Source organism: Rhizobium sp. ERR 942 (assembly GCF_007828395.1).
In the GTDB taxonomy this organism is placed as follows: domain Bacteria; phylum Pseudomonadota; class Alphaproteobacteria; order Rhizobiales; family Rhizobiaceae; genus Rhizobium; species Rhizobium dioscoreae.
In genome coordinates this window covers 51,464-74,081 of record NZ_VIUA01000003.1, presented here as the reverse complement: position 1 = coordinate 74,081, position 22,618 = coordinate 51,464, and the positions used below count along the sequence as shown (strand labels likewise).

At 59.1% G+C, this 22,618-nt stretch carries 22 protein-coding genes and 2 tRNA genes; 9 read left to right on the top strand and 15 right to left on the bottom strand.

Translation table 11 applies throughout. The features are described from left to right. Window positions 1-157: 157 nt before the first annotated feature. From FBZ97_RS12965 to FBZ97_RS12950, 4 genes are all read left to right on the top strand, one after another. Window positions 158-1,720 (top strand): MFS transporter, encoded by a 1,563-nt coding sequence (locus FBZ97_RS12965; RefSeq protein ID WP_145320834.1) that lies wholly within the window; start codon window positions 158-160, stop codon window positions 1,718-1,720. A gap of 239 nt (window positions 1,721-1,959) precedes the next feature. After that, window positions 1,960-2,307 carry a hypothetical protein gene (locus tag FBZ97_RS12960; RefSeq protein ID WP_113353945.1) on the top strand — a complete coding sequence of 116 codons (348 nt, stop codon included), beginning with the start codon at window positions 1,960-1,962 and terminating at the stop codon, window positions 2,305-2,307. 429 nt (window positions 2,308-2,736) lie between these two features. Continuing rightward, window positions 2,737-3,798 (top strand): porin, encoded by a 1,062-nt coding sequence (locus FBZ97_RS12955; RefSeq protein WP_113331924.1) that lies wholly within the window; start codon window positions 2,737-2,739, stop codon window positions 3,796-3,798. Window positions 3,799-4,160: 362 nt separating this feature from the next. Next, window positions 4,161-5,219 (top strand): 3-deoxy-7-phosphoheptulonate synthase, encoded by a 1,059-nt coding sequence (locus FBZ97_RS12950; RefSeq protein WP_145320836.1) that lies wholly within the window; start codon window positions 4,161-4,163, stop codon window positions 5,217-5,219. 31 nt (window positions 5,220-5,250) lie between these two features. On the opposite strand, the gene FBZ97_RS12945 is transcribed toward FBZ97_RS12950, so the two are convergent. The 6 genes from FBZ97_RS12945 to FBZ97_RS12920 form a co-directional block, all read right to left on the bottom strand. After that, window positions 5,251-5,664 carry a DUF6314 family protein gene (locus tag FBZ97_RS12945; protein WP_113331927.1) on the bottom strand — a complete coding sequence of 138 codons (414 nt, stop codon included), beginning with the start codon at window positions 5,662-5,664 and terminating at the stop codon, window positions 5,251-5,253. Next, window positions 5,664-6,191, bottom strand: a complete 528-nt coding sequence (msrA, locus tag FBZ97_RS12940; RefSeq protein WP_145320838.1) for a peptide-methionine (S)-S-oxide reductase MsrA — start codon at window positions 6,189-6,191, stop codon at window positions 5,664-5,666. The genes FBZ97_RS12945 and msrA overlap by 1 nt, the downstream gene beginning before the upstream one ends. Beyond that, window positions 6,188-6,637 carry a peptide-methionine (R)-S-oxide reductase MsrB gene (msrB, locus tag FBZ97_RS12935; RefSeq protein WP_069613810.1) on the bottom strand — a complete coding sequence of 150 codons (450 nt, stop codon included), beginning with the start codon at window positions 6,635-6,637 and terminating at the stop codon, window positions 6,188-6,190. The genes msrA and msrB overlap by 4 nt, the downstream gene beginning before the upstream one ends. 177 nt (window positions 6,638-6,814) lie before the next feature. Continuing rightward, window positions 6,815-7,312, bottom strand: coding sequence for a GAF domain-containing protein (locus tag FBZ97_RS12930; RefSeq protein WP_145320839.1), 498 nt, complete (start codon window positions 7,310-7,312; stop codon window positions 6,815-6,817). Between the two features lie 36 nt (window positions 7,313-7,348). Continuing rightward, complete coding sequence (locus FBZ97_RS12925; RefSeq protein WP_113353943.1) at window positions 7,349-8,059, bottom strand: pentapeptide repeat-containing protein; 711 nt, start codon at window positions 8,057-8,059, stop codon at window positions 7,349-7,351. Between the two features lie 433 nt (window positions 8,060-8,492). Then, window positions 8,493-8,569, bottom strand: a tRNA-Pro gene (locus tag FBZ97_RS12920). A 303-nt stretch (window positions 8,570-8,872) separates the two neighbouring features. On the opposite strand from FBZ97_RS12920, the gene FBZ97_RS12915 reads away from it, so the two are divergent. After that, window positions 8,873-9,289: a hypothetical protein gene (locus FBZ97_RS12915; protein WP_145320841.1), complete on the top strand. Its 417-nt coding sequence runs from the start codon at window positions 8,873-8,875 to the stop codon at window positions 9,287-9,289. Window positions 9,290-9,357: 68 nt separating this feature from the next. On the opposite strand, the gene FBZ97_RS12910 is transcribed toward FBZ97_RS12915, so the two are convergent. From FBZ97_RS12910 to FBZ97_RS12885, 6 genes are all read right to left on the bottom strand, one after another. After that, a complete protein-coding gene (locus FBZ97_RS12910; protein ID WP_246661761.1) occupies window positions 9,358-11,079 on the bottom strand; it encodes a hypothetical protein in 1,722 nt (573 codons plus the stop codon). Further along, window positions 11,079-12,152 (bottom strand): glycosyltransferase family 2 protein, encoded by a 1,074-nt coding sequence (locus FBZ97_RS12905; RefSeq protein ID WP_145320843.1) that lies wholly within the window; start codon window positions 12,150-12,152, stop codon window positions 11,079-11,081. The genes FBZ97_RS12910 and FBZ97_RS12905 overlap by 1 nt, the downstream gene beginning before the upstream one ends. Window positions 12,153-13,041: 889 nt before the next feature. Further along, window positions 13,042-13,308, bottom strand: a complete 267-nt coding sequence (locus tag FBZ97_RS12900; RefSeq protein WP_145320845.1) for a hypothetical protein — start codon at window positions 13,306-13,308, stop codon at window positions 13,042-13,044. A 109-nt stretch (window positions 13,309-13,417) separates the two neighbouring features. After that, entirely contained in the window at window positions 13,418-13,963 is a 546-nt protein-coding gene (locus tag FBZ97_RS12895) for a hypothetical protein (protein ID WP_145320847.1), read from the bottom strand. Continuing rightward, entirely contained in the window at window positions 13,963-14,247 is a 285-nt protein-coding gene (locus tag FBZ97_RS12890; protein WP_145320849.1) for a helix-turn-helix transcriptional regulator, read from the bottom strand. The genes FBZ97_RS12895 and FBZ97_RS12890 overlap by 1 nt, the downstream gene beginning before the upstream one ends. A 755-nt stretch (window positions 14,248-15,002) precedes the next feature. Beyond that, a tRNA-Gln gene (locus FBZ97_RS12885) sits at window positions 15,003-15,077 on the bottom strand. A gap of 157 nt (window positions 15,078-15,234) precedes the next feature. On the opposite strand from FBZ97_RS12885, the gene FBZ97_RS12880 reads away from it, so the two are divergent. Both FBZ97_RS12880 and FBZ97_RS12875 read left to right on the top strand, forming a co-directional pair. Beyond that, the gene (locus tag FBZ97_RS12880; RefSeq protein ID WP_145320851.1) at window positions 15,235-15,537 is read left to right on the top strand and encodes a cupin domain-containing protein; all 303 of its coding nucleotides are present in this window, start codon (window positions 15,235-15,237) and stop codon (window positions 15,535-15,537) included. Further along, window positions 15,534-16,442, top strand: coding sequence for an MBL fold metallo-hydrolase (locus tag FBZ97_RS12875; RefSeq protein WP_145320853.1), 909 nt, complete (start codon window positions 15,534-15,536; stop codon window positions 16,440-16,442). The genes FBZ97_RS12880 and FBZ97_RS12875 overlap by 4 nt, the downstream gene beginning before the upstream one ends. Window positions 16,443-16,448: 6 nt before the next feature. Here FBZ97_RS12875 and FBZ97_RS12870 read toward each other — a convergent pair whose 3' ends face one another. Next, the gene (locus FBZ97_RS12870; protein ID WP_145320855.1) at window positions 16,449-17,381 is read right to left on the bottom strand and encodes a DUF1499 domain-containing protein; all 933 of its coding nucleotides are present in this window, start codon (window positions 17,379-17,381) and stop codon (window positions 16,449-16,451) included. A gap of 241 nt (window positions 17,382-17,622) precedes the next feature. On the opposite strand from FBZ97_RS12870, the gene FBZ97_RS12865 reads away from it, so the two are divergent. Further along, window positions 17,623-18,039 carry a hypothetical protein gene (locus FBZ97_RS12865; protein WP_113331985.1) on the top strand — a complete coding sequence of 139 codons (417 nt, stop codon included), beginning with the start codon at window positions 17,623-17,625 and terminating at the stop codon, window positions 18,037-18,039. A gap of 91 nt (window positions 18,040-18,130) precedes the next feature. Then, window positions 18,131-18,412 carry a hypothetical protein gene (locus FBZ97_RS12860; protein WP_113353938.1) on the top strand — a complete coding sequence of 94 codons (282 nt, stop codon included), beginning with the start codon at window positions 18,131-18,133 and terminating at the stop codon, window positions 18,410-18,412. Window positions 18,413-18,436: 24 nt separating this feature from the next. On the opposite strand, the gene ppdK is transcribed toward FBZ97_RS12860, so the two are convergent. Both ppdK and FBZ97_RS12850 read right to left on the bottom strand, forming a co-directional pair. After that, window positions 18,437-21,103: a pyruvate, phosphate dikinase gene (gene ppdK, locus FBZ97_RS12855; RefSeq protein ID WP_145320857.1), complete on the bottom strand. Its 2,667-nt coding sequence runs from the start codon at window positions 21,101-21,103 to the stop codon at window positions 18,437-18,439. Between the two features lie 168 nt (window positions 21,104-21,271). Beyond that, window positions 21,272-22,597, bottom strand: coding sequence for a hemolysin family protein (locus tag FBZ97_RS12850; protein ID WP_145320859.1), 1,326 nt, complete (start codon window positions 22,595-22,597; stop codon window positions 21,272-21,274). Window positions 22,598-22,618 lie beyond the last annotated feature (21 nt).

Below are 22,618 nucleotides of genomic sequence, written 5' to 3'. Positions count from 1 at the left end.
TTGTTCCGGTATATATGGAAAAATAGAGCAATTATCATCTGATTGCAGCGAATATATCTTGCTCAGGTCATTTGAAGCGCAGGCGCAGGCCTTTGGCCAACATCACTCCCAAGATTGCCTGCCGCTTCCTTCCTTGCTCGAACCCAACGGTAATCCGATGACCTCTCCCCAGACAAAGGTCGCAAGTCCGACCGAGAAATTCTTCGTCCTTGTCGCCGTCTGCTGCGCTGCAGCGGCGATGCCGCTAACATTCACCGGCCCAGCCGTCGCCCTGCCGGCCATCAGCCGCATGCTCGGCGGCAGCCCGATCGCGCTCAACTGGGTCACCAACGCCTTCATGCTGACCTTCGGCAGCTGCCTGATGGCCTCGGGCGCGCTGGCAGACAGTTTTGGCCGCCGGCGCATCTTTCTGACCGGCGTCGGTTGCTTCGCGCTGTTCTCGGCCGGATTGGCGCTGGCCAACAACATCGTCTGGTTCGATATACTGAGGGCACTGCAGGGCCTCGGCGCCGCGGCCGCCTTTTCCGGTGGCATGGCCTCGCTGGCTCAGGAGTTCGACGGGGCGGCAAGGATGCGTGCCTTCAGCATCGTCGGCTCCAGCTTCGGCGTCGGTCTCGCCTTCGGGCCGATCGCATCCGGCCTGATGATCGATGCCTTCGGCTGGCCCTCCATCTTCATCCTCGTGGTTGCGCTGGCATTGCTCGCACTTGGCCTCGGCGCCTGTTTCCTGCGCGAATCCAAAGATCCCGATGCGGCGGGGCTAGATTGGCCGGGCGCCCTGAGCTTTACACTTGCCTTGACGCTCTTCACCTATGGCGTTCTGCGCGCGCCGGAAACCGGCTGGAGTGATCCGCTCGTCATCGCCCTGCTGGCCGGCGCCGCAGTGCTCTTTCTTGCCTTCGCTATCATCGAGCGCGTCGTGAAGCGACCCATGCTGGATCTCAGCCTGTTTCGCTATCCGCGTTTCGTCGGCGTACAGCTTCTGGCGGCAGCACCCGCCTATGCTTTCGTCGTATTGCTGATCCTGCTGCCCGTGCGTTTCGTCGGCATCGAAGGCATGAGCGAGATCGCCGCCGGGCGGATGATGGTCGCGCTTTCGGCGCCGCTGCTCATCCTGCCGATCGTCGCCGGGCTCCTCACCCGCTGGTTCAGCCCCGCAACGATCTGCGGCGCCGGTCTCATCATCTCGGCGACGGGCCTTTTCTGGCTTAGCCATTTTGCCGCCGGCTCGGCCCCATCCGCTCTCATCGGTCCGCTGCTGACGATCGGGGTCGGCATCAGCTTGCCCTGGGGCCTGATGGACGGGCTTGCCGTCAGCGTCGTCCCCAAGGAGCGAGCCGGCATGGCGACCGGCATCTTCAGCACCACCCGCGTCGCCGGCGAAGGGGTGGCGCTTGCCGTCGTCAGCGCCATCCTCTCCGCCTTCATTCAATCGAATCTCGGCGTATCCGCTGGCGAGCACGCCGCTATGGCTGCCCAGCAGCTCGTAACAGGCAATCTGACCGCCGCGGCATCGACTGTGCCGGCAATCGGGCATGACACGCTTATTCTGGGTTATGGCAACGCCTTCGGCGCGCTCCTCTGGCTTCTGACTGCCATCACTGTCCTGACGGCGATCGTCGTCTTTTCCTTCCTCGGCCGTTCATCATCAACCGTTGCCGCAGACGATGAAGAGCAATTGGACGAGGATGAAGATGCGCTTCGCGTATCGAAAGCTTAAGCGCATTGATGACTGGCCGGAAAGGTAACGCGGCCAGTCCACTCACTGACGGCGGCACAGCAAGAAGGCGAATCGAAGGCCAAACACGGCCGAAAACCTTACCGCGCCGCAACAGAATATTTCGAAACCACATAAAATGTGCGCGCTAGATTCGTGCGCCAACGATCTTCGCAGCGGCGTCAGGCTGGCGTTTATATTCGCCGCTGCTATATCATATCCCCATGATATCAGACCGGTTTTTGAAGATTATTGCCTGGACCTATATTGCGGCGCTTATCGGCGTAACGCTTGCTCATCTCAATTGGCAGGCCACATTCGGCAATCCGTTTGACATCTTTCGCGCCCTTGCGCTCTGCGTAGCAGGCATGCTTGCCCGCCTCGCCTACCCGCAGTCTCCCTCCTTCACTTGTCTCCTGATGATCGGCAGCGTGCTGGCGCTTTCCCTTTCGCATCTGTTGGCAAGCGGCAATTACGGTTCGCCGCTCGACATCATCGTCGGCATGACCAGCGGGCTCTGGGGCATCATGATCGGCTCTATATTAAGCAAACTCATCGTCTCAGCCTCGAAGCGACCAGCCTCATACTAACCGACCGGAAGAGCTGGCGATGGCCTGAATAGATCCCTTGGCTGCCGCGAGAGGGCGATGACGTGGTGTAGCCACCAAATGGGCAACTGCATTTGGCCGAGCACGCCGCAATAAATATTAAAATAATATTCGAATAAGATAAGAAACCGCATTCTATCTTAAAATGACTATTGCGTAGCCAATATTATGCAGAACTTATCATTTTGTTTACGCCTGTTGCTTTCTTGCAACTCGAACTTAAATTTCACGAAAAAGTCATCCCGAGAAAAATATATCATATAACTTTGCAGGAATTCGTCTTTAATAGCGACCAGAAGCGGGTGGGGCCCGTTTCTCCCGAGTCGGGGTTTTTAAACAGGGATAGGGTTAAGGCACGTCGATTTTTCGGCGCGATTGCCTATGCCCAATCTATATTGGATTGGAGTTTTTATGAACATCAAGAGCCTTCTTCTCGGCTCCGCTGCTGCCCTGGCAGTAGTTTCTGGCGCTCAGGCAGCCGACGCTATCGTTGCTGCCGAGCCGGAACCGCTGGAATACGTTCGCATCTGCGACGCATATGGCGCTGGCTACTTCTTCATCCCGGGCACCGAAACCTGCCTCAAGATCGGCGGTTATGTCCGTACCGAAGGCAAGTGGTACGACGCCTACAACCCGAACAGCCACAATGGCACGCTCTGGCACACGCGCGCTCATCTGAGCCTCGACACTGCGACCGACACCGAATATGGCCCGCTGAAGACCAACACGGTCATCCGTTGGGACTGGCAGGATGGCGGCTCGACCACCACGAAGCTGCTGTTCGCAAACATCAGCCTCGGTGGCTTCCTGGTCGGTAAGGCTGACTCCCAGTACAACTCGTACATCGGTTACGCTGGCAATGTCATCAACGACGACGTGGTCAATGACGGCCCGTACGAACTCAACCAGTTGACCTACAACTATGACGCTGGCAACGGCTTCACGGCTGTGATCTCGGTTGAAGACTCGAACTCCGGTTCGGGCGCTACGGGCGCAAACGGCGAAAACAGCACCAACCACTACGCTCCGGATGTTGTTGCCGGTGCTGGTTACAAGGCTGGTAACTTCGGCTTTAAGATCGTCGGCGGTTATGACTCCATCGTCGAAGAAGGCGCCATCAAGGCTCGCGTCGATGCCGACTTCGGCGTCTTCAAGGCCTTCTTGATGGGCGGCTGGAACACCGATGGTGACAAGCTGAACAAGTATGCAAACGCCAACGGCGCTGGCTCTGCCAAGGGCATCGGCTGGGGCGACTGGGCTGTCTGGGGCGGCTTCACCGTTCCGATCAACGAAAAGCTGCAGGCGAACGCTCAGGTTGCCTACACCGACTCGAAGATTTTCGCAGCCACCGCGAACGTCCGTTGGAACCCGGTCAAGAACCTGCAGATCACGCCGGAAGTATCCTACACCAACTGGGACTCCATCAATCAGGACCAGTGGGCTGGCGTTCTCCGCTTCCAGCGTAGCTTCTAAGACCACTTTACTGAGATCTGATCTGACTTGACCCCTGATCGGATGGGGATCGGCCTTACTTCCAGCGAAGTCGGGCCGATCCTTCCGAGACAGGGGTAAGTCAATTTTTCTGAAGGCTGGCTCTGCAGCATGCCGTCTGAAATCTCAATCTTCCTCATCGACACCAGGCATTTTTTATCGTAGAGACAGCCCATGTCTTTCGCTCACGCATATTCCGCGCGATTTTATTCGTACCGCTGCTCTCAGCGGAGACGGGCCTGTGCGTAGTTAGAAAAGACACGACAGCAAAGACCCGAACAGCCGCTAGTTCTACCTGGCGGCTTTTTTGTCGCCACGGTATGACCCCAAAAGGAACCGATACCGTGTTGAATTCCACTGACGACTTGCGCATTGTCGAGATCACGGCGCTGACGCCGCCCTCTCGAATTATCGATGAAATCCCCCGCGACGAGGCGGTGACAGCGACTGTCACCGGGGCACGCAACGCCGTCCACAACATCCTGCGCGACGAAGACGACCGACTGATCGTTGTGATCGGCCCCTGCTCCATTCACGACCCGGTCGCAGCGCTTGATTACGCGGCACGGCTGAAGGAACAGCGCGACCGTTTCTCAGACGATCTCGAAATCATCATGCGCGTCTATTTCGAGAAGCCGCGCACGACGGTTGGCTGGAAGGGCCTAATCAACGACCCACATCTCGACGGCAGCTACCGCATCGAGGAAGGACTGCGCATCGCCCGCAAGCTGCTGTTCGACGTCAACGAGATCGGTCTGCCGGCAGGCTGCGAATATCTCGATACGATCACACCGCAATATATTTCCGATCTGGTGAGCTGGGGCGCGATCGGCGCGAGGACGACCGAAAGCCAGGTGCATCGGCAGCTCGCATCCGGCCTCTCCTGCCCTGTCGGCTTCAAGAACGGCACGAATGGCGACGTGCGCATCGCGCTCGACGCGATCGTCGCGGCATCGCAGCCGCATCACTTCCCGGCCGTGACCAAGGAAGGTCTTGCCGCGATCGCCTCGACCCGCGGCAACGAGGATTGTCACATCATCCTGCGAGGCGGCAGAGAGCCCAATTATGACGCCGAGAGCGTGCAGTCGACGGCAGAACAGTCCCTCAAGGTCGGGCTCGAGCCGCGCATCATCATCGACGCCAGCCATGCCAACAGCAGCAAGAACCCGGAAAACCAACCGCTCGTCGTCACATCGGTCGCGGAGCAGGTCGCAGGCGGGGATCGGCGGATCAAAGGCATGATGATGGAGAGCAATCTCGTCGCCGGCCGCCAGGATCTCGTGCCGGGCAAGCCTTTGGTTTACGGCCAAAGCATCACGGATGGCTGCATCGACTGGCCGACCTCGGTGCGCACGCTGGAAGATTTGGCGAAGGCCGTCCGGGCACGGCGCCAGGCTCGCTAACGCGGCCTCCCATTCGGGAGACGGGTTCCGATCAAATGCGTCGGTAGTGCGCGAGGCTCAGATAGTTTTTTCTAGGCCCGCGCACATGCCACATCTCCGCCCAATCATCCGACGTGCGAAAGAACAGACGGCCTCGATAAAGATCGGGACCGCAGTGATGGGTGACACGCTGCGAGGCGCCCTCACCGATGCGAATGAATTCCGAAAGATTGGGGAAACGCACGACGAGATCGTCGTCGGCATCGTCAAGCCGATAGGTGCGGCTGCTTCTCAGCGTTGCATGGTCGCTTCGCGTATCGCCATGTTCCTCGAACTGGACAGGCGTAACGAACGCCTGCCCTTCGAATGTGACCAGGGAGCGATTGAAGCGATCGATGATCCGCCGCTTCACCTCCCATGAGCCAAGGAAGGAGTCCAGCCGGCCAGCGCCGGCCGATCCTTTCATCAGGACGCCGCACGCTGCGCTGCGTCGGCCTGCCGGCGCGGCAGTTTCCAGCCCGGCCGGATGAAGTGGCAGGTATAGCCGTTCGGATAGCGCTCCAGATAATCCTGGTGCTCCGGCTCTGCCTCCCAGAAATCGCCGACGGGGGCGACCTCAGTGACGACCTTGCCGGGCCAAAGGCCGGAAGCGTCGACATCGGCGATCGTATCCAACGCGACCTGCTTCTGCTCTTCGCTGGTGTAGAAGATCGCCGAGCGGTAGCTCAAACCGACATCGTTGCCCTGCCGGTTGCGCGTGGTCGGATCATGGATCTGGAAGAAGAATTCCAGCAGATCGCGATAGCTGATCTTCTGCGGATCGAAAATGATTTCGATCGCCTCGGCATGGGTGCCGTGATTGCGGTAGGTGGCGTTGCGGACATCGCCGCCGCTATAGCCGACGCGCGTCGAGATGACGCCGTTGTACCGGCGGATGAGATCCTGCATGCCCCAGAAGCAACCGCCGGCGAGAACTGCACGTTCCGTTGTCATCTTACATCCTCCACTTGATCGATATAGGCACCATAGCCCTCTGCCTCCATGCGGTCACGCGGCACGAAGCGAAGCGAGGCGGAATTGATGCAATAGCGCAAGCCGCCGCGATCGATCGGACCATCCGGGAAAACATGGCCCAGATGGCTGTCGCCATTGGCCGAGCGCACTTCGACGCGCACCATGCCATGCGACATGTCGGTCAATTCGCTGACATTGGCGGGTTCGATCGGCTTGGTGAAGCTCGGCCAGCCGCAGCCGGAATCGAATTTGTCGGCGGAAGCAAAAAGCGGCTCGCCCGAGACGATATCGACATAGATGCCCGGCTGCTTGTTATAGAGATATTCACCGGAGCCGGGACGTTCCGTGCCGCTCTGCTGCGTCACTCGATACTGCTCAGGGGTAAGCTTGGCGATGGCCTCTGCCGTCTTGCTGTATTTGCCCATTGTTGTTCTCCTTGCCCCTCGGCACGCCCTCCGAGCTTGGCCTGGTCCTGGGGACACGGAGAGGGCCGGATGAAGCTCGAGCAGCGCTGAGGGAGTGTTTGCAGGGCCAATATAGGTATCACGCGATCGATTTGCCATATCGATCACGACTGCGTGACGCCCAGCCCTTCCTGCAGCTTAGCCATTCGCCTCGCTTGAGGCCGCATAAATCGCGGCGAGCGCCTCGATACCGGCTTGATCGTCACCATCGAAGCGGCCGGGCAGCGGGCTGTCGAGATCGATGACGCCGAAGACCTTCCCATCGCGAAAGAGCGGCACGACCAGCTCCGACCGCGAGGCCGCATCGCAGGCGATATGCCCGGGAAAGGCATGCACATCCTCGACGAGGACCGACTGCGCCCTTTCGACCGCTGTTCCGCAGACGCCGCGACCGACGGCAATGCGGACACAAGCGGGCTTGCCTTGAAACGGCACCAACACAAGCTCGTCTTCCCTGTGAAGGAAATAAAAGCCCGCCCAATTAAGCTCCGGCAGCATCTGGAAGATCAGCGCCGAGGTATTGGCCGCGTTAGCAATCCCATCGCGCTCACCATCAAGCAAGGCCTTCAACTGATCCGCAAGCTCTCGATAGAATTCGGGCTTGCTGTCGTGTGAGATCGGTTTTTCTACGAACATGTGTTGCTCTTTCGAGTGTCTGTCGCGAAGAGACTATCAGTCCTTCTCATCGGGCGGGCAAGGCCAGCTGGACGGCGCCTTCAGCCAGGACGGCAATATGGTCGTGTTGTCCCCACAAGCCAGATTGATCTGCGCCTGCTGCAGACCGCTTGCCTTCGAAAGATCAAGACCCTCGATGCGCGTCAGATACATGAAGGCGCCACTGAAGGAAGTCGACCCGTCCATCACCGCGCCATTCAACGTGGCGCGCGAGAGATTGGCGAAGGAGAAATTCGCGCCCGTCAGCACGGCCTTGTCGAAATCGGCACGGCCGAGCTCCGCCTTCTGAAAATCGGCGTTCTTCAGCTGCGCGCCGGCAAATTCGGCGCGCTGCAATTCGGCATTGGCAAAGGACGCGCCGTTGGCGGAGGCACTGCTGAAATCGGAGCGATATGCCTCGATCTTTGCGAAGTTGGCACCATCGGCCTTGGCATTCTTCAGCCAGGCACGCACCAGAGTCGCTTTCTCGAGATTGGCCGAGGTCAGATTGGTGTCGCTGAGATCGGTGCTGTCGAAATGCGCGCCGGCCAGATTGGCACCGTGAAGGTCGCTGCTCTGCAGCATGATATTGGTCTTGCTGCAGCCGCTCCAGTCAAGCCCAGGTCCGGCGACATTGCCGCAATCGGCGGCACGCAGGGCATTGCTGCTGGAACCCAGAAGAAATGCGGCGCTCAACGCCAGCACACTGAAGCCGGTAGCGATTCCCAATCTCTTTCCAACGGCCTTACTGCGCAAAGCGCTGTTAGTCTGCCGTCGCCCCATGATCGTCTCCCCAGCCAATCTGGCCACCCCGTCAACAAGACCCATTCCGTTACTCCGCTCCAGCACCTGCCAGCCGAACTCTCGCCTGAGTCGGATGCACGTCCCTCTTCCTTGTATATGGTGCTTCGGGCGACAAAAAGAGCTGGTTTTGTAAAAGCGTACCTGAGGCGCGGTTTGGATGTGAGCTTATGAAAGGGGGAATAGGCGACAGGCACCAGAAGGATTGCGGCAAAGCCTCATACGCCCGTCCTTGAAGAGCGAGACGGTCTGATCGAAACGCCGCCATCAGGCATTGGCGAAACCTCGCCCGGCCCTGTAAGGCGAGCAGACAGCACTCTTAAATGGGAGATTTTTCGGGAACAAGATCAGTATTTTAAGCTGGTCGGAGTGGAGTGATTCGAACACTCGACCCCCACGTCCCGAACGTGGTGCGCTACCAGACTGCGCTACACTCCGTGACCAGCGGCGCTTCTATAGACCAGCCATTTTTGATGCACAAGCACCAAATTCAAAAAAAGCATCTGATTTTTGACGAAAAAATTACAGCCGCATCTGCCTAGAAAACCGGCAGGAAACAGTGGCTGAAAATGCCGGCGTGCAAAAGACGCAACAGATCAAGTAAAATCCCGTTTGTACACGCTGATGGGAATTTTCTTTTGCCGGCTTTGGCGCTAAAGCCCTAAGCGGGACAGGTGGAAATGCCGTGGGACAGCGGCCTTTCCGCAACCTTATGCGTGACAGAAGCTCAAGGACGACACGATGAATATCCGCATGATGACCGCGGCTGGACTGTTGCTGGCGCTGGCCGGTTGCAGCACCACGACGACAACAACGACAGCAGCCCTGCCGCTGCTTGCGAAGAACCCGGTACAGGATCGCTGGCAGGGCCAGTCCGCAGGCCGCTTCTTCGCGGCTTACGGCCCGCCGATCTCAGATCGCGATGAAGGCGGTAATCGCGTCTACACCTGGCGTGGCGGCTACAAGAACGTCACCATCGTCAACAAGGACGGCAAGAAAGCCGGCAAGCGCTCCCTCAGCTGCAAGGCCGACATCGTTACCAACCAGAGCTACGAAATCCGCTCGGTTAAAATCCTCGGCGACCAGCCCGGCGTCAGCGGACCATCCTATTGCGCCGAACTTCTGGCGCCGGCGGAAAGGGCCGAAAAAGCAAGCTGAGGCTAAAGCTTCATCACGAGACAATGCCAGCAGGCGGCACGCAAGGGTCGCCTGTTGCGTTTTAAGCTTCAGCCGTTTGCAGCGGCGAGTGCGGCACAGCTTTTCGGCTTCGGCGCGTCGGCAGCGGGTACGAAGGTCTTGTCGACGGCATAGAGCTTGGCAAAGTTCGTTTCGGCAACAAGCTTGACGCCTTGCGGAACAGCGCCGCCGAAACGATCCTCGACATCCGCGTTGACGAGCAGGACAAAATCGAAGCGCCGCCGCCAATCGTTGAGATAGGGTGCGACACCGCCGGTAACCCTGATCTCGTCGGGGCAATCCAGCAGGCTTATGGAAAACAGATTGCCTTCCGGCACTGCGATGTCGCTCCAGGGCGGCAACACGGTCAGCGGCTGTTTGCCTTTGGCGGTGAAGACCGTCGGCACGAAGGCATGGGCATAAGGGACGACGAGCGTCGGCAGGTGCCGGAACGTATCCTGGTTCCAGGCGAAATAACGATGATCCGCAGGACCGTGCTCGTTTTGCTGCCGCACGACCGGCAAGACGGCCGCTCCCTGGGGCACGGCCGCAAGTACTGTTCTAACGGCCGCGGCATCGGCATCCCCCTGCCACCAGTTGAAGCCGATCCACGTGGTTCGACCTAACACGACGGTCGAGAGCATCAGCATGACAAGAAAGGCCTGGTGGCGTGGCAGGCGCGGCAACGGGCAGATCATCACCATGGCTGCCAGCGCCGTCATGATCGGAAAACGCCAGCTGATCCAGCCGGTGCCGAGCACGTGACGTGGCGCAACGCAGGCCAGCAGCAGCAGGCCGGCAGTTGCGATCGCCATGCCGGCATGGACTGACAGGCAGCGCGTGCGAGCCGCATAGGTGCAAACAAGAATCAGCGGAATCAGGAGCAGCATGTCGGCCAGCAGCGCATAACTCCACAGTGCCGACATGAGGTTGGCCAGGATCAGAACGAATAAATCGTTCCAGGATGCATCCAGCCCACCGCCACCATCCGGCAGGACAGGCTGGTAGAGGAATAGACAGATCGCCGGCAAGGTGCAGGCCAGCATCGAGATCAATAGCCTGCAGCACAGATGCAGGAATGCGCTAGGCGATCTCAAGACCGCCATCGTCGGCGAGAATTCGAGTCCGCAGACGAGCGCCATATAGAAGCCCAGCGAAAAAATATGCATCACTGTCAGCAGCAGGCCGGCAAACAGGCGCCAAACGAACAGCATAACCGGATTGCGAGACTGCAGAGCATGGTCGGCAGTCGCGAAAAGCAGCGCCATGCCAAGCCCGATCTGGAAATTGATAAAGCCGCCGATCAGCGTCGCGCACCAGGCGAAATACAATATGGCGATCTGCCAGTAATAACCGCCGCCATGCAGCCGCCTGTGCAGGGCGATCGCGCCAAGCGGCGGCAGCACAATCGCGAAGAAGAGGAAGCCGCGCGCCAGCAGGGAAACGCCGATCAGCGGCCCCAGCCAATAAGCAGCGAGATCGATACCGACATTGGTGAAGGTCCTGTTCCAATCGAGCGCATAGATTTCGTGAAAGGGCGGCGTGTCGATGCCGCCGGCGAGCAGCCACGTGCGGGCATAATGGTTGGGATAGTCGAGGATCGGCGGGAACTTGAAGACGGTGACGAAAATCGCGACAAGAACTAAAAAGACGGCGATTGCAAGACCCGGCTTCTGCCTGACGATGGCGGCGTCTGTATCGGCTGTTTTGCACACAGCCGCGGAAACAGCCCCGCCTTCCGATAACGGCAAACTCGCGAGTGGTTGCGGCATCAGCGGACTACCCTTACCTGTTCCGCCTTGTCAGCTATTTCGCCTGTGCCGCTCAGGGCACGATCAAGCGCGTGCCGTTTGCCCGCCGCGTCCAGATCGGAAAAGTCACTGGGAATCTCGAGCGGGCGGCCGCCCTGCAGCAGGCTTTCGATCATGAACATCGGCCGCCGTTTGCTTTCCTGCACCAGGCGGCCGATATATTCGCCGATGATCCCGATGCAGATGAGCTGGATGGCGCTGAAGGCGGTGATGGCGGCCATGATGCTGGACCAGCCGACGATCGTTTCGCCCGCAAACCAGCGGATAAGCGTATAAAGAAGCAGCAAGGCGGCGAAGCCGGCGCTCGCAAGGCCAAGCCAGGTGCTGACGCGCAAGGGTACGGTGGAAAAGCTGGTGATGGCATCGAGCGCGAAATTGATCATCCTGCGCAGCGGATATTTGGTCCTGCCGGCAAAGCGCGCATCGCGCTCATAGGGCAGCGCCACCTGCTTGCCGCCGATCCAGCTCACCATGCCACGGATGAAGCGGTCGCGCTCCGGCATGGCCAGCAGGATATCGACAACGCGGCGCCGCATCAGCCTGAAATCGCCGACATCGCGTGGGATCGCCACCGAGGCGAGCCGCGACAGCAGCCGGTAGAAGAGCGAGGCGGAGGTGAGCTTGAACCAGCTCTCCCCCTGCCGGCGCACACGCTGGCCATAGACGACATCCGCGCCGCGATCCATGATCGGCATCATCAGCAGCAACAGTTCCGGCGGATCCTGCAGATCGGCATCGATCAGCAGCACCCGCTCGCCGCGCGAGGCGGCAAGGCCGGCGGTCGCCGCAAGCTGATGACCGTGATTGCGCATCAGGCGCACGCCGAGCACCTGCGGCGTCTCTGCAGCAAGCGAGGCAATCACCTCCCAGGTGCCGTCGGTCGACCCGTCATCCACCAAGATAATCTCGAAGGCCTCACCGGCAATCCCCCGCGCCGTCGCCACCGCCCGCTGGCAAAACTCGCCAAGCCCCTCCTCTTCATTGTGGCAGGGGGCAACGATGGAAAGCAGCAATTCGTGAGGAGCGTGGTTCATGATCGCCTGTATCGAGATGATGGCGACTACAGTGGAGGAAAATGGTCAAACAATATTTAAGTAGGGGAATAATGACGGTGTTCGTCGAAAGGAAGCACGCCGCAGGGTGCAGCCGAAGATCGATAATATGATTGCGATTTGGAGAAAGAGCGTAGGCTAGAAGAAGACCGCGATTTTCGGTCGGCGGTTCTCATATGAATTATCAAGTCTCGGGGCAAACTACTCTCTTGGCGTCAACCATGTGAGTATGCGGCCACGATATACCTAACGTGAATTCGATGCGGCTGACATTGGACGCCTCGTGCTTATGACTTCCATCGGCACCGACCTTTGCACCCCAAACTTCCAACCCTCCGGCAGCCTTTCCCTGCGTCTCATTGGTTGCCGAAATCGCAATGTCAAACTTAATAGTGTCGATTTCCATTTCGTCGGGATCGTGAGTTTTGGGATGATGTAGCCGTGCCTTCCCGCCGCCTTGCGTTCCTCGATGGTTTCCTGCACAGCATCCATCAGATCGTTTAGCGCCGTCTTCACAAAAGACTTTAGATCCATCTTAATTTACATCTCAGCTGCGCGCACAAGAGAGTCCATCTGAGTGTTAAGGTGATCTACGCTCCGGCTAATCTCCCCGATATGCTTGGCTATGAACTCCATAGCGACCGCCATACGAACATCTGCCGGTGCGTCTTCCGGCGCTTTCTTAAAAATGAACGGGTCAGGTTTTTGCGTCTCGGATTCGGCCATAGAATCACCCTTTTAGCTTACCTCTCCGATCATGCAGCAACCGATCACACTCGACAACAGGTCCAGCCAAAGATCAACGCGACGGTCGCACGGTGGAAGAGATCGGCCACTTTAGAGGCCAAGGCGCCGATTTTCACCGGCAGGATTAGTTGGACGACTCAGGATCAAATTCTGGAATCTCTTGCCCAGTCGCCATTGCACCAATGCGCTTGGGAGCAACGTCAACCCAGCGGGCGATTGTTTCCGCCCTCACGACGTCGCCATGAGGGCCGTTGTATTCCTTTTCTAAGGCCGCCTTTATCGCTGCAAAATCTACCTTGGCAGCGCCCGGCAGCGAGGCGACAAATCGCTCAAGGGTTTCAACCTGAATACTTAGCTGCAAGAGCCAGGCTTCATGAGCGCGTTCCCACATTTCAGACCTCCGAATCACGGTTGTATTGGCTGCAAGTGTCTCGCCTCAATCGTGCCATTGTCAAATGATGCTGCCATAACCCGGGCCGGCGCTCGTCTAGTGAAGAAGCTCAGCCTGCGCCAATCACAGCTTTCCATGCGGCGAAAACAATCTTGGCCACGAGCGAGGTCACCGCTGAGAGCGCGAGGGAGAACAACACAATAGCATGTGTCCTTATATTAATGTATTGAGCGTGCCTCCGACGACCCTCCGAAAGAGCTTCAAAGTATTCCTCTCGCCCGTCTGCCACGATCTGCACTACGAGATTTTCGAATGTCTTGCGGGGGAGTAAAAACCGAAAAAACGCCAATAGCTTTCCGCAAGGTGCGTCCGCGATCACCGAAGCTCGGGTCAATTGTCTTAATAGTTTTAGGAGATATGCGGAAATCGAGAAAAGTGCAGTTGTAACCAGGGCTCCAGAAGCCATGGTGACATACACGAACGTGCTCGTCGGAGTGGTTTGACCGCTCGATTTATCAAAGTAAATGATGACAGTTGCGGTTATGACAAAAGCGAAACCTGCTACCAACATCCATCCCAAGTATCGCAGCCAGCGCTTCGTTTTCGCAATGAGGTGTGCTTGTGCGTGATCAAAAGCTCTTACCCGACCATTCATTAAATGGCACTCCCCACTGGCAAAGCAAAAACTTCGGCGGACGCTTTCGAGGCGTTAAATGCGCGCTGCCCCTCGCCGGTAATGAAGTATCGACGCCGCGGCATCCCCGACATTGACGGGTCCTTCTCGGCCTCGGATCGTATCCACTTCTTTTCTTCCATACGCTGCAAGTGAACATAGATCGTCGCTCGCTTGAGCAACGCAGAAGCCTTGACCATCTCAAGCCCGTATAGACCTGGCTTTTTCATGAGTAACTCCAAGATTGCTTGCTGGACTGTTGACATAAACACCGGCTTTTCGCTTTCGTTGTCGCTTCATCTACGGCTGCGATACGGGCACAAGGTCGAGTCTTACTGCCTGTAAGATTGAGTCTTACATTATGTAAGACTCATCCGCAAGGCCCCGCCCAGAATCTGGTTGACTCTCGCGATTTTGAGAACAAATGTGAACATAAGACTTTTTCAGAGGAGCAACCATGGCCGCTGAAGCCCACCAGTCGTTAGCAGATGAAAACCTTGCGCAGGCTGGGCTCGACGCTCACGCAGGGGACGCGCTGGCCGCGCTCCGGAGTGTGATAGCTGATGCTGCTTCTTTCATGACCAACTTGAAATCGCTTCCTTGCTCATAGGCAAAGGCCTGGTGCGCGGCTGGCGCCGAAGTTTCAGCGAGAAGCATAATCATGAAGCATCGTCGCGGCATCGAGCTAGCCCCACCCTTCCCTCCCGCCGACTACCGGGAACATGACGGCCAACAATACGATAGCCTGAAATCACTCCGTGAATGGGAAGTGCTCGGCGCGAAGTGTGGAAAATGCGGCCGTGTCTCGTGGCTGGACAAGCGGGCCGTCGACCGGGAGATAGGGAATCAATACCTCATAAACTTACGGGGTAAGCTGCGGTGCGAGTGCGGCAACAAGGAAGGCAACCGAGTGCTGATAGGGACGCTGGGACGCTGATACGGAAATATGCTGCGGAAAACTGTTACGGTTAGCATTTTCTAATGAGCCGTAACAATATGATTTTGTTGCACAAATTATGCGTGGCTGGGGCGCCAGGATTCGAACCTGGGAATGCCGGTACCAAAAACCGGTGCCTTACCGCTTGGCGACGCCCCAACAGAGAAATAGCTGTCATGCCAGCCAAATCGGCGTCTGATTAGCAAAGGTCGCATCGCGCTACAATGACTAAGTGATGTGCGGATGCATATTTCTGTGCGCTTTTTCGGCCGCTATGATAGGTCTTGCTGCACTGCATCCGAAATGAGGAGGCTTGATGAGCCAGTTTCGCGCCCGCCTTCCGGCCATGCCCACCGTGCTTCTCGACGACGCTGTCTGCCGCATCACGCGCTGGGATTTCGAGCCTGGCGCCGATACCGGCCATCATGTGCACGGCCTTGGCTATGTTGTGGTGCCGATGACCGATTGCCAGTTTCTGCTGGAGGAGCCCGGCGGTATCAAGCGTGTCGATATCGCCAGGGGCGCTGCCTACCGGCGCGAGGCGGGCGTGGAGCGCAATGTCGTCAATGCCGGCACCGAGCCGATGTCATTCATCGAAATCGAATACAAGCAATCATGAGCACGCCCGACTTCGACCTCGCCTTCGAACCCGCCTATGGCCGCGCCATCCCCGTCGTGCCTGGCATCGAGCGGATGACGGTCAACAATCCCAGCGCCTTCACGTTCCACGGCACCAACAGCTACATCGTCGGCGGCTCTTCCGTCGCCATCATCGACCCGGGCCCGGAGACTGAAGAGCATTTCGCCGCCCTGATGGCGGCGCTGAAGGGGCGCGAGGTCACGCATATCTTCGTCAGCCATACTCATCGCGATCACTCTCCGCTGGCGAAGCGGCTGAAGGAGGCGACGGGGGCGCTGACTGTCGGCGAAGGGCCGCATCGGGCCGCACGCCCGCTGCATCAGGGCGAGGTCAATCCCTTTGCCGAAAGCTCCGACATGGAGTTTCAGCCCGATATCGTGCTCGCCGATGGTCAAAACGTCTCTGGAGACGGTTGGACGATGACGGCGCTGCTGACGCCTGGCCATACGGCCAACCACGCTTGCTTCGCGCTCGAGGGCACGGGCATCGTCTTTTCCGCCGATCATGTCATGGCCTGGGCGACCTCGATCGTCGCGCCTCCTGACGGATCGATGGCGGATTACATGGCCTCGCTGGAGCGGCTTCTCGCCCGCGACGACCGGCTGTTCCTGCCCGGACATGGCGGGCCGGTGAAGGAGCCGGCCTCCTTCATGCGCGGCCTCAGAACCCACCGGCGCATGCGCGAGCGCGCCGTATTGGAACGCATCAAGGCCGGCGACCGGCTGATCCCGGACATGGTGAAAGCCATCTATCGCGATACCGACCCGCGCCTGCATGGCGCAGCAGCACTTTCGGTGCTGGCGCATCTGGAAGACTTGGTGGAGAAGGGTCAGGTGGAAACCGATGGGCCGCCGGCGCTGTTGGGAACATATCGACCGGCTTGAGCCGTCTCAGCTTCCGGCGATGCCGAGCAGTTCGGCATCCAGCGCCTTCAGGTAGCCATCGGCCAGATCGGCGCTGACCCCGAGATCATCCTGGCCGTAGCGGGAGGCAACACGGATATCGACCAGGGTCGTTTCCGCCTCCTCGCGAATACGGATCAGTATGTCGCATGGCAGGCCAAAAATGCGGGTTCGCACCTCGCCCTGCAGAATGACGTCGGTATTCTGGCGGATGAGTTCCGCCACTCCGTCACGGAAGGGACGTGGCGTCGGCACAGGAACGATAGCGGGCACATCGCCGGCGGCGCTGTCATCCTGGGCTGGATTGACGGTCTGCGGGCGTCCACGCCGCTTCGGCCTCACATTGCCATTCGGATCGGCCACATCGGCGCCTTCGGCCTTGACGATGGTGATGTGATAATCATGCGCAACCTTGCGCACCGCCTCCAACACACGGTCGGCGGCGCCCTCGTAGCGGCGGCTGATCAAAGCGGGATAGGCATCGAACTGCGCCTCGCGTTCCTGCTGCGTCACCAGATGGCGCGGCGGCAGCCACAACTGCCGCGCATCCGGCGTCGCCAGCCATTCCGGCGGATCGTTGAGATCGGTCGAAATCTCGTAGATATGCGGCCGGGTCCAATAGCGCTCGGCACCGAAGCCGAAAATGGCAAGCGGCAGGGCGGCATAGACGAGCGCCTTGACGGCGGAGACGCCGCCGATGGCGGCACTCTGCCAGAGCTGCGCAAGGCCCACCACCGCGAGCAGCACCGCCAGGATGGCGCAGCCGGCAGAAATCAGGAGCAGCAGAACGAAGTAAGGCGTTTCCAGCGGGCCGAAACGGTGGCCGATCAGCGTCACTCCGCAGAGAACCAATGCAAATGAAGCGATCAAACGCGCGGCACGGGCGGCATGTGAAACAGGACGGTCGAAACGAATGGTCATCAAAGGCTCGTCGGCGCGTCGGATCGGAAGCCGGATGCACCGAATCCCGGAAAGCGACTTATGTTTAGATCAAGAAATGCCGAAAATAAATCGAATGTCACGGCGTCGGTGTCCAATGTTTTGTCCAAGCTCAAACCAGTAACGCCTAGACCAAAAACGTGAGCACTTGCTTAAATTCCTAAAAAAGGCCATTCTTTAGCGTTTTATCGAGGCTGTGAAAGGACTTGATGAGATGGAACCGATGCTTTCTCAAGACGTCACTGCCAAATCAGTGCCGGGAGCGGCGATTGCCGGAACCGATACGATCGACCCGTTCCTGCCGCTGGAGCTGCTTGAACTGGAGCTTTCGCTTGAGGGTTTTTCCGGCGGCGAACCTGGCTTCTGCGAAGCCGTGCGCAAGGCCGCTTCGGCAGTGCAGGGCGACTTTCTATTTGATCTGCCGGCTGAAGGGCTGATACCCGATTGCCGCAGATTGGCGGTGCTGCGAATTCCCGAAGGGAATGCAACGATGCGCACCCTCTTTGCCGCTCTGGACGAAGACGGTGCGGAAATCCGCCTGCTGCAGCCGGATGAGGACACCGCGCACCTGCTGCGCTTCGCCGATGCCTTTGTCGATCTCTTGCAGCGGATGCCGACAAAGCCAAAGGAAGCGGCCTAAGCAACCCGGCTGCGGCGGTAATACGCCTTTCGCGCCACCACGCGCGACGCTATAGTCTGTGCCTGTAAATCCGCACTCAGGATAACATGTCATGCGTATCGCAGCTTCCGCACTATCTCTTCTCGCCATTATGCTTGCACTCTCCTCCTGCCAGACGGCCGAAGAAATCCGGGCGGCGGATGCGTCAAGATGCAGCGGCTATGGCTTTAAGCCAGGCACCCAGAACTTTGCCAATTGCCTGATGAATCAGGATCTTAGCCGGCGCGCGGATCAGCGGGCTTTCATGGAAAGCAATGACGACTTCTTCTGGGGTCCGACCATCGTCGTCGGCGGTCCGGGATATTACTACCATCGCGGCTACTGGCGCCACTGACCTGCATATTTCAGAATTAGAGAATCAGGCTCGCCCTTTGATCGCGGCTTGCGCCGCCGCAAGCCGCGCGATCGGCACGCGGAACGGCGAACAGGATACGTAATCCAATCCGATATCCTCGCAGAAATGGATAGACGCGGGATCGCCGCCATGCTCGCCGCAGATGCCGAGCTTCATGTCGTTGCGCGTGCGGCGGCCGCGCTCCGACGCGATGCGGATGAGTTCGCCGACCCCGTCGAAATCGAGCGATATGAAGGGGTCATGCTCGATGATGCCCTTGCGCTGATAGGTCGGGATGAAGGCGGCAGCGTCATCGCGTGACATGCCGAATGTCGTCTGCGTCAGGTCGTTCGTGCCGAAGGAGAAAAATTCGGCAGCCTCCGCGATGATATGGGCACGCAAGGCCGCGCGCGGCAGCTCGATCATCGTGCCGACGAGATAGTCGATCTTCATTTTCGCTTCGGTCATCACGGCGCGCGCCACCTCATCGATGCGGGCCTTGACGTAATCGAGCTCCGAGCGCAGACCGACGAGCGGCACCATGATTTCGGGCACAACGGCAGCCCCCGTCTCGCGTGCAGCGAGGACCGCCGCCTCGAAGATGGCGCGGGCCTGCATTTCGACGATCTCCGGATAGGAAATCGCCAGGCGACAACCGCGATGGCCAAGCATGGGATTGAACTCGTGCAGCGCATCCACCCGCTGGCGCAGCGCGGCCGGCTCCATGCTCATGATGCCGGCAACCTCGGCAATCTCCTCATCCGTTTTCGGCAGGAATTCGTGCAGTGGCGGATCAAGCAGGCGGATCGTCACCGGCAGGCCATGCATAATGGTGAAAAGGCCGGTGAAATCAAGCCGCTGCATGGGCATGAGCTTGGCGAGGGCGGCACGGCGCCCCGTTTCGTCCTCCGCTAGGATCATCTCGCGCATCACATGGATACGGTCGCCTTCGAAGAACATATGCTCAGTGCGGCAAAGGCCGATGCCTTCGGCACCGAAGGAACGGGCCGCGCGCGCATCGGCAGGTGTGTCGGCGTTGGTGCGCACCGTCATGCGGCGCGAGCGGTCCGCCCAGGCCATGATGCGCCCGAAATCACCTGACAATTCCGGCTGTATCATCGGCACTTCGCCCTTCAGGACCTGGCCGGTAGAGCCGTCTATCGTGACGATATCGCCCCTCTTCAAGGTGACGCCAATGCCGATCAGCTTCTCATTACGCATGTCGATGCGCATGGTTCCGGCGCCGACGACGCAAGGAATGCCCATGCCTCGGGCAACGACGGCCGCGTGACTGGTCATGCCGCCGCGCGTGGTCAGGATCGCCTCAGCGGCATGCATGCCGTGAATATCTTCGGGGCTCGTTTCGATCCGTACGAGAATGGCTTTGCGGCCTTCTTCCTCGGCAATGATCGCCTCTTCCGCGGTGAAGACGATTTCGCCCGTGGCAGCCCCCGGAGATGCGGGCAGGCCGGAGCCGATGACCTCGCGGTGGACGCGCGGGTCGATCGTCGGATGCAGAAGCTGGTCAAGCGACGTCGGATCGATGCGGGAAACAGCTTCGTCCTCCGTGATCAATCCTTCATCGACCATGTCGACGGCGATCTTCATCGCCGCCTTGGTGGTGCGCTTGGCATTGCGGGTCTGCAGCATCCAAAGCTTGCCGCGCTCGATGGTGAATTCCAGGTCCTGTACGTCGCGGTAATGTGCTTCCAGCTGCGCGCAAATGCTGCGGAACTCGGCAAAGGCTTCCGGCATCAGCTTTTCCATCGACGGCTTGTCATAGCCCGACGCGATCCGGGCGACTTCCGTGATGCTCTGAGGCGTTCGGATGCCGGCAACGACATCCTCACCCTGCGCATTGACGAGGAATTCGCCGTAAAGCTCCTTCTCGCCCGTCGAGGGATTTCGCGTGAAGGCGACGCCTGTCGCGGACGAATTGCCGAGATTGCCGAACACCATCGCCTGGATATTGACGGCGGTACCCCAGGCCTCTGGAATATTATGCAGATTGCGATAGGTGACGGCGCGCGCGTTCATCCAGCTGGCAAAAACGGCACCGACAGCGCCCCAGAGCTGAACTTCCGGCTCCTGTGGGAAGGCCTCGCCCAATTCTTCCTCGATGACTGCCTTGTAGATCGAGACGACATGCTGCCATTCGACGGCGGTCAGATCGGTATCGAACTCATGACCGAACCGGGCCTTCTCATCCTCCAGGATCTCTTCGAAGACCTCGTTGTCGAGACCCATGACGACATCGGCATACATCTGGATGAAGCGGCGGTAGCTGTCCCAGGCGAAACGAGCATCGCCGGCATCGTGGCCGAGCGCCTGCACTGTAGCGTCATTGAGCCCGAGATTGAGAACCGTATCCATCATGCCCGGCATAGAGGCGCGACCGCCGGAGCGCACGGATACCAGCAGCGGTCGTTCCGTATCGCCGAACTTGCGCCCGGTGATGGCCTCCATTCGCTGCAGACCTCGCATGACCTGCGGCTTCAGCTCTTCAGGGATTTTACGGCCGTTCTTGTAATAGAAGCTGCAGACATCGCTGACGATCGTCAGTCCCGGTGGAACCGGCAGGCCGAGATTGCACATTTCAGCAAGATTTGCGCCCTTGCCGCCGAGCCGCTCAAAATCGCCGGCGCCCCCCTCGGCCTTACCGTCGCCGAATGTGTAGACCCAATTCGTCATCGTCTCCGTCCAACTCCTCCGGTTGAACTTAATTCACTGCAGCACAAATGAAAATCGACAAATACGGCGAAATGTTGCGCTGCACAATAAATATGACCCGGAGGCTCCCGATTTCAATCGATTGATCGAAATCGAGAACCTTCCGGTCCATCCAGAGTGATTCGGCGGCTAAGCTTGCGGCTCGCGCTTGGCGAGAATCTTGTCGATGCGCATGCCGTCGAGATCGACGATCTCGAATAGCCAGCCGCCGAAGGAGAAGCTTTCGCCCACTTCTGGCAGATGGCCGAGCTGGTAAAGCGCAAAGCCTGCGAGCGTGTGGAAATTGACGTCCTCGTCGCTGAAGCGCAGCCCCAGCCGCGCGAAGGCGTCATAGACCGGCATCATGCCTTCCATCAGCAGCGATCCATCGGCCCGCTCGACGACATCGGGCGTTTCGTTTTCCATGTCGGGCAGATCGCCGGCAATCGCTTCCAGCAGGTCCGTCTGCGTGACGATTCCCTCCAGGCTGCCATATTCGTCGATAACCATGGCGAGGCGGACGGGCGCGCGCTTGAAGTTTTCAAGCACCTTGAAGACAGCCGTCGATTCATGAACGACCAGCGGCTGGCGGATGACGGCCATGGGGTTCAGCGGCTCGCCGTTCAGAAGCTGATCAAGCAAATCCTTCTTCAGGATCATGCCGATCGGCTCGTCGATCGATCCGCGGCCGACGAGAAGCTGCTCAAACCGACTTTCGCGGATGGTTTTCTGTATTTCCTCCGGTGGGTCTTCGGCATCGATCCATTCGACCTCGAGCCGCGGCGTCATGATGTCGGAGACATCGCGGTCACCGATATTGAAGACGCGTTCGACCAGATCCTGCTGCGCCTGTTCCAACAGACCAGCCTCCTGGCTTTCGGCGATCAGGAGCTTGATCTCGGCCGGCGAATGCAGCGAGCCCTCGCCGGCACCGGGACGCAGGCCGAAAAGGCGGAGCACGAGATTGCCGAGGCCGTTCAGCACGGTAATGGCCGGACGCAGCAAGAAGAGGAACAGGCCGAGCGGACGCACGACACCAAGCGCAGTGCCTTCGCTGCGCTGCAACGCCAGGCTCTTCGGCGCAAGTTCGCCAAGCACGATATGAAGCGCCGTGATGATGATGAAGGAAATGGCGACGGCGATGGCATGCGACCCAGCCGCAGCCCATGTTCCGGGCAGAAAATCGAGCAGCGGCTCGAGCAGATGAGCAAGAGCGGGTTCGCCGACCCAACCGAGGGCAAGCGAGGAAATGGTGATGCCGAGCTGCGTGGCGGCGAGATTGGCATCGAGATTATCGACCGCCTTCTGCAGCGCCTTGGCGTTCATGCGCCCTTCGGCAACGAGCTCCGTCACGCGGCTGCGGCGGACGGACACCAGAGAAAACTCCGCCGCAACGAAAAAGCCGTTGGCGGCGACGAGCAGCAATACGGCAAGTATTCCGAGGATATCGAAAATACCGCCAGTCGAGTCAGACATACTTCCCTTCCGGGCGGATCA

Excerpts from the sequence above, each read along its gene's own strand:
- FBZ97_RS12965 (WP_145320834.1), top strand. The coding sequence starts at position 158 with ATGACCTCTCCCCAGACAAAGGTCGCAAGTCCGACCGAGAAATTCTTC.
- FBZ97_RS12955 (WP_113331924.1), top strand. The coding sequence starts at position 2,737 with ATGAACATCAAGAGCCTTCTTCTCGGCTCCGCTGCTGCCCTGGCAGTA.
- FBZ97_RS12945 (WP_113331927.1), bottom strand. The coding sequence starts at position 5,664 with ATGAAAGGATCGGCCGGCGCTGGCCGGCTGGACTCCTTCCTTGGCTCA.
- msrA (WP_145320838.1), bottom strand. The coding sequence starts at position 6,191 with ATGACAACGGAACGTGCAGTTCTCGCCGGCGGTTGCTTCTGGGGCATG.
- msrB (WP_069613810.1), bottom strand. The coding sequence starts at position 6,637 with ATGGGCAAATACAGCAAGACGGCAGAGGCCATCGCCAAGCTTACCCCT.
- FBZ97_RS12930 (WP_145320839.1), bottom strand. The coding sequence starts at position 7,312 with ATGTTCGTAGAAAAACCGATCTCACACGACAGCAAGCCCGAATTCTAT.
- FBZ97_RS12915 (WP_145320841.1), top strand. The coding sequence starts at position 8,873 with ATGAATATCCGCATGATGACCGCGGCTGGACTGTTGCTGGCGCTGGCC.
- FBZ97_RS12910 (WP_246661761.1), bottom strand. The coding sequence starts at position 11,079 with ATGCCGCAACCACTCGCGAGTTTGCCGTTATCGGAAGGCGGGGCTGTT.
- FBZ97_RS12905 (WP_145320843.1), bottom strand. The coding sequence starts at position 12,152 with ATGAACCACGCTCCTCACGAATTGCTGCTTTCCATCGTTGCCCCCTGC.
- FBZ97_RS12900 (WP_145320845.1), bottom strand. The coding sequence starts at position 13,308 with ATGTGGGAACGCGCTCATGAAGCCTGGCTCTTGCAGCTAAGTATTCAG.
- FBZ97_RS12895 (WP_145320847.1), bottom strand. The coding sequence starts at position 13,963 with ATGAATGGTCGGGTAAGAGCTTTTGATCACGCACAAGCACACCTCATT.
- FBZ97_RS12890 (WP_145320849.1), bottom strand. The coding sequence starts at position 14,247 with ATGTCAACAGTCCAGCAAGCAATCTTGGAGTTACTCATGAAAAAGCCA.
- FBZ97_RS12880 (WP_145320851.1), top strand. The coding sequence starts at position 15,235 with ATGAGCCAGTTTCGCGCCCGCCTTCCGGCCATGCCCACCGTGCTTCTC.
- FBZ97_RS12875 (WP_145320853.1), top strand. The coding sequence starts at position 15,534 with ATGAGCACGCCCGACTTCGACCTCGCCTTCGAACCCGCCTATGGCCGC.
- FBZ97_RS12870 (WP_145320855.1), bottom strand. The coding sequence starts at position 17,381 with ATGACCATTCGTTTCGACCGTCCTGTTTCACATGCCGCCCGTGCCGCG.
- FBZ97_RS12865 (WP_113331985.1), top strand. The coding sequence starts at position 17,623 with ATGCTTTCTCAAGACGTCACTGCCAAATCAGTGCCGGGAGCGGCGATT.
- FBZ97_RS12860 (WP_113353938.1), top strand. The coding sequence starts at position 18,131 with ATGCGTATCGCAGCTTCCGCACTATCTCTTCTCGCCATTATGCTTGCA.
- ppdK (WP_145320857.1), bottom strand. The coding sequence starts at position 21,103 with ATGACGAATTGGGTCTACACATTCGGCGACGGTAAGGCCGAGGGGGGC.
- FBZ97_RS12850 (WP_145320859.1), bottom strand. The coding sequence starts at position 22,597 with ATGTCTGACTCGACTGGCGGTATTTTCGATATCCTCGGAATACTTGCC.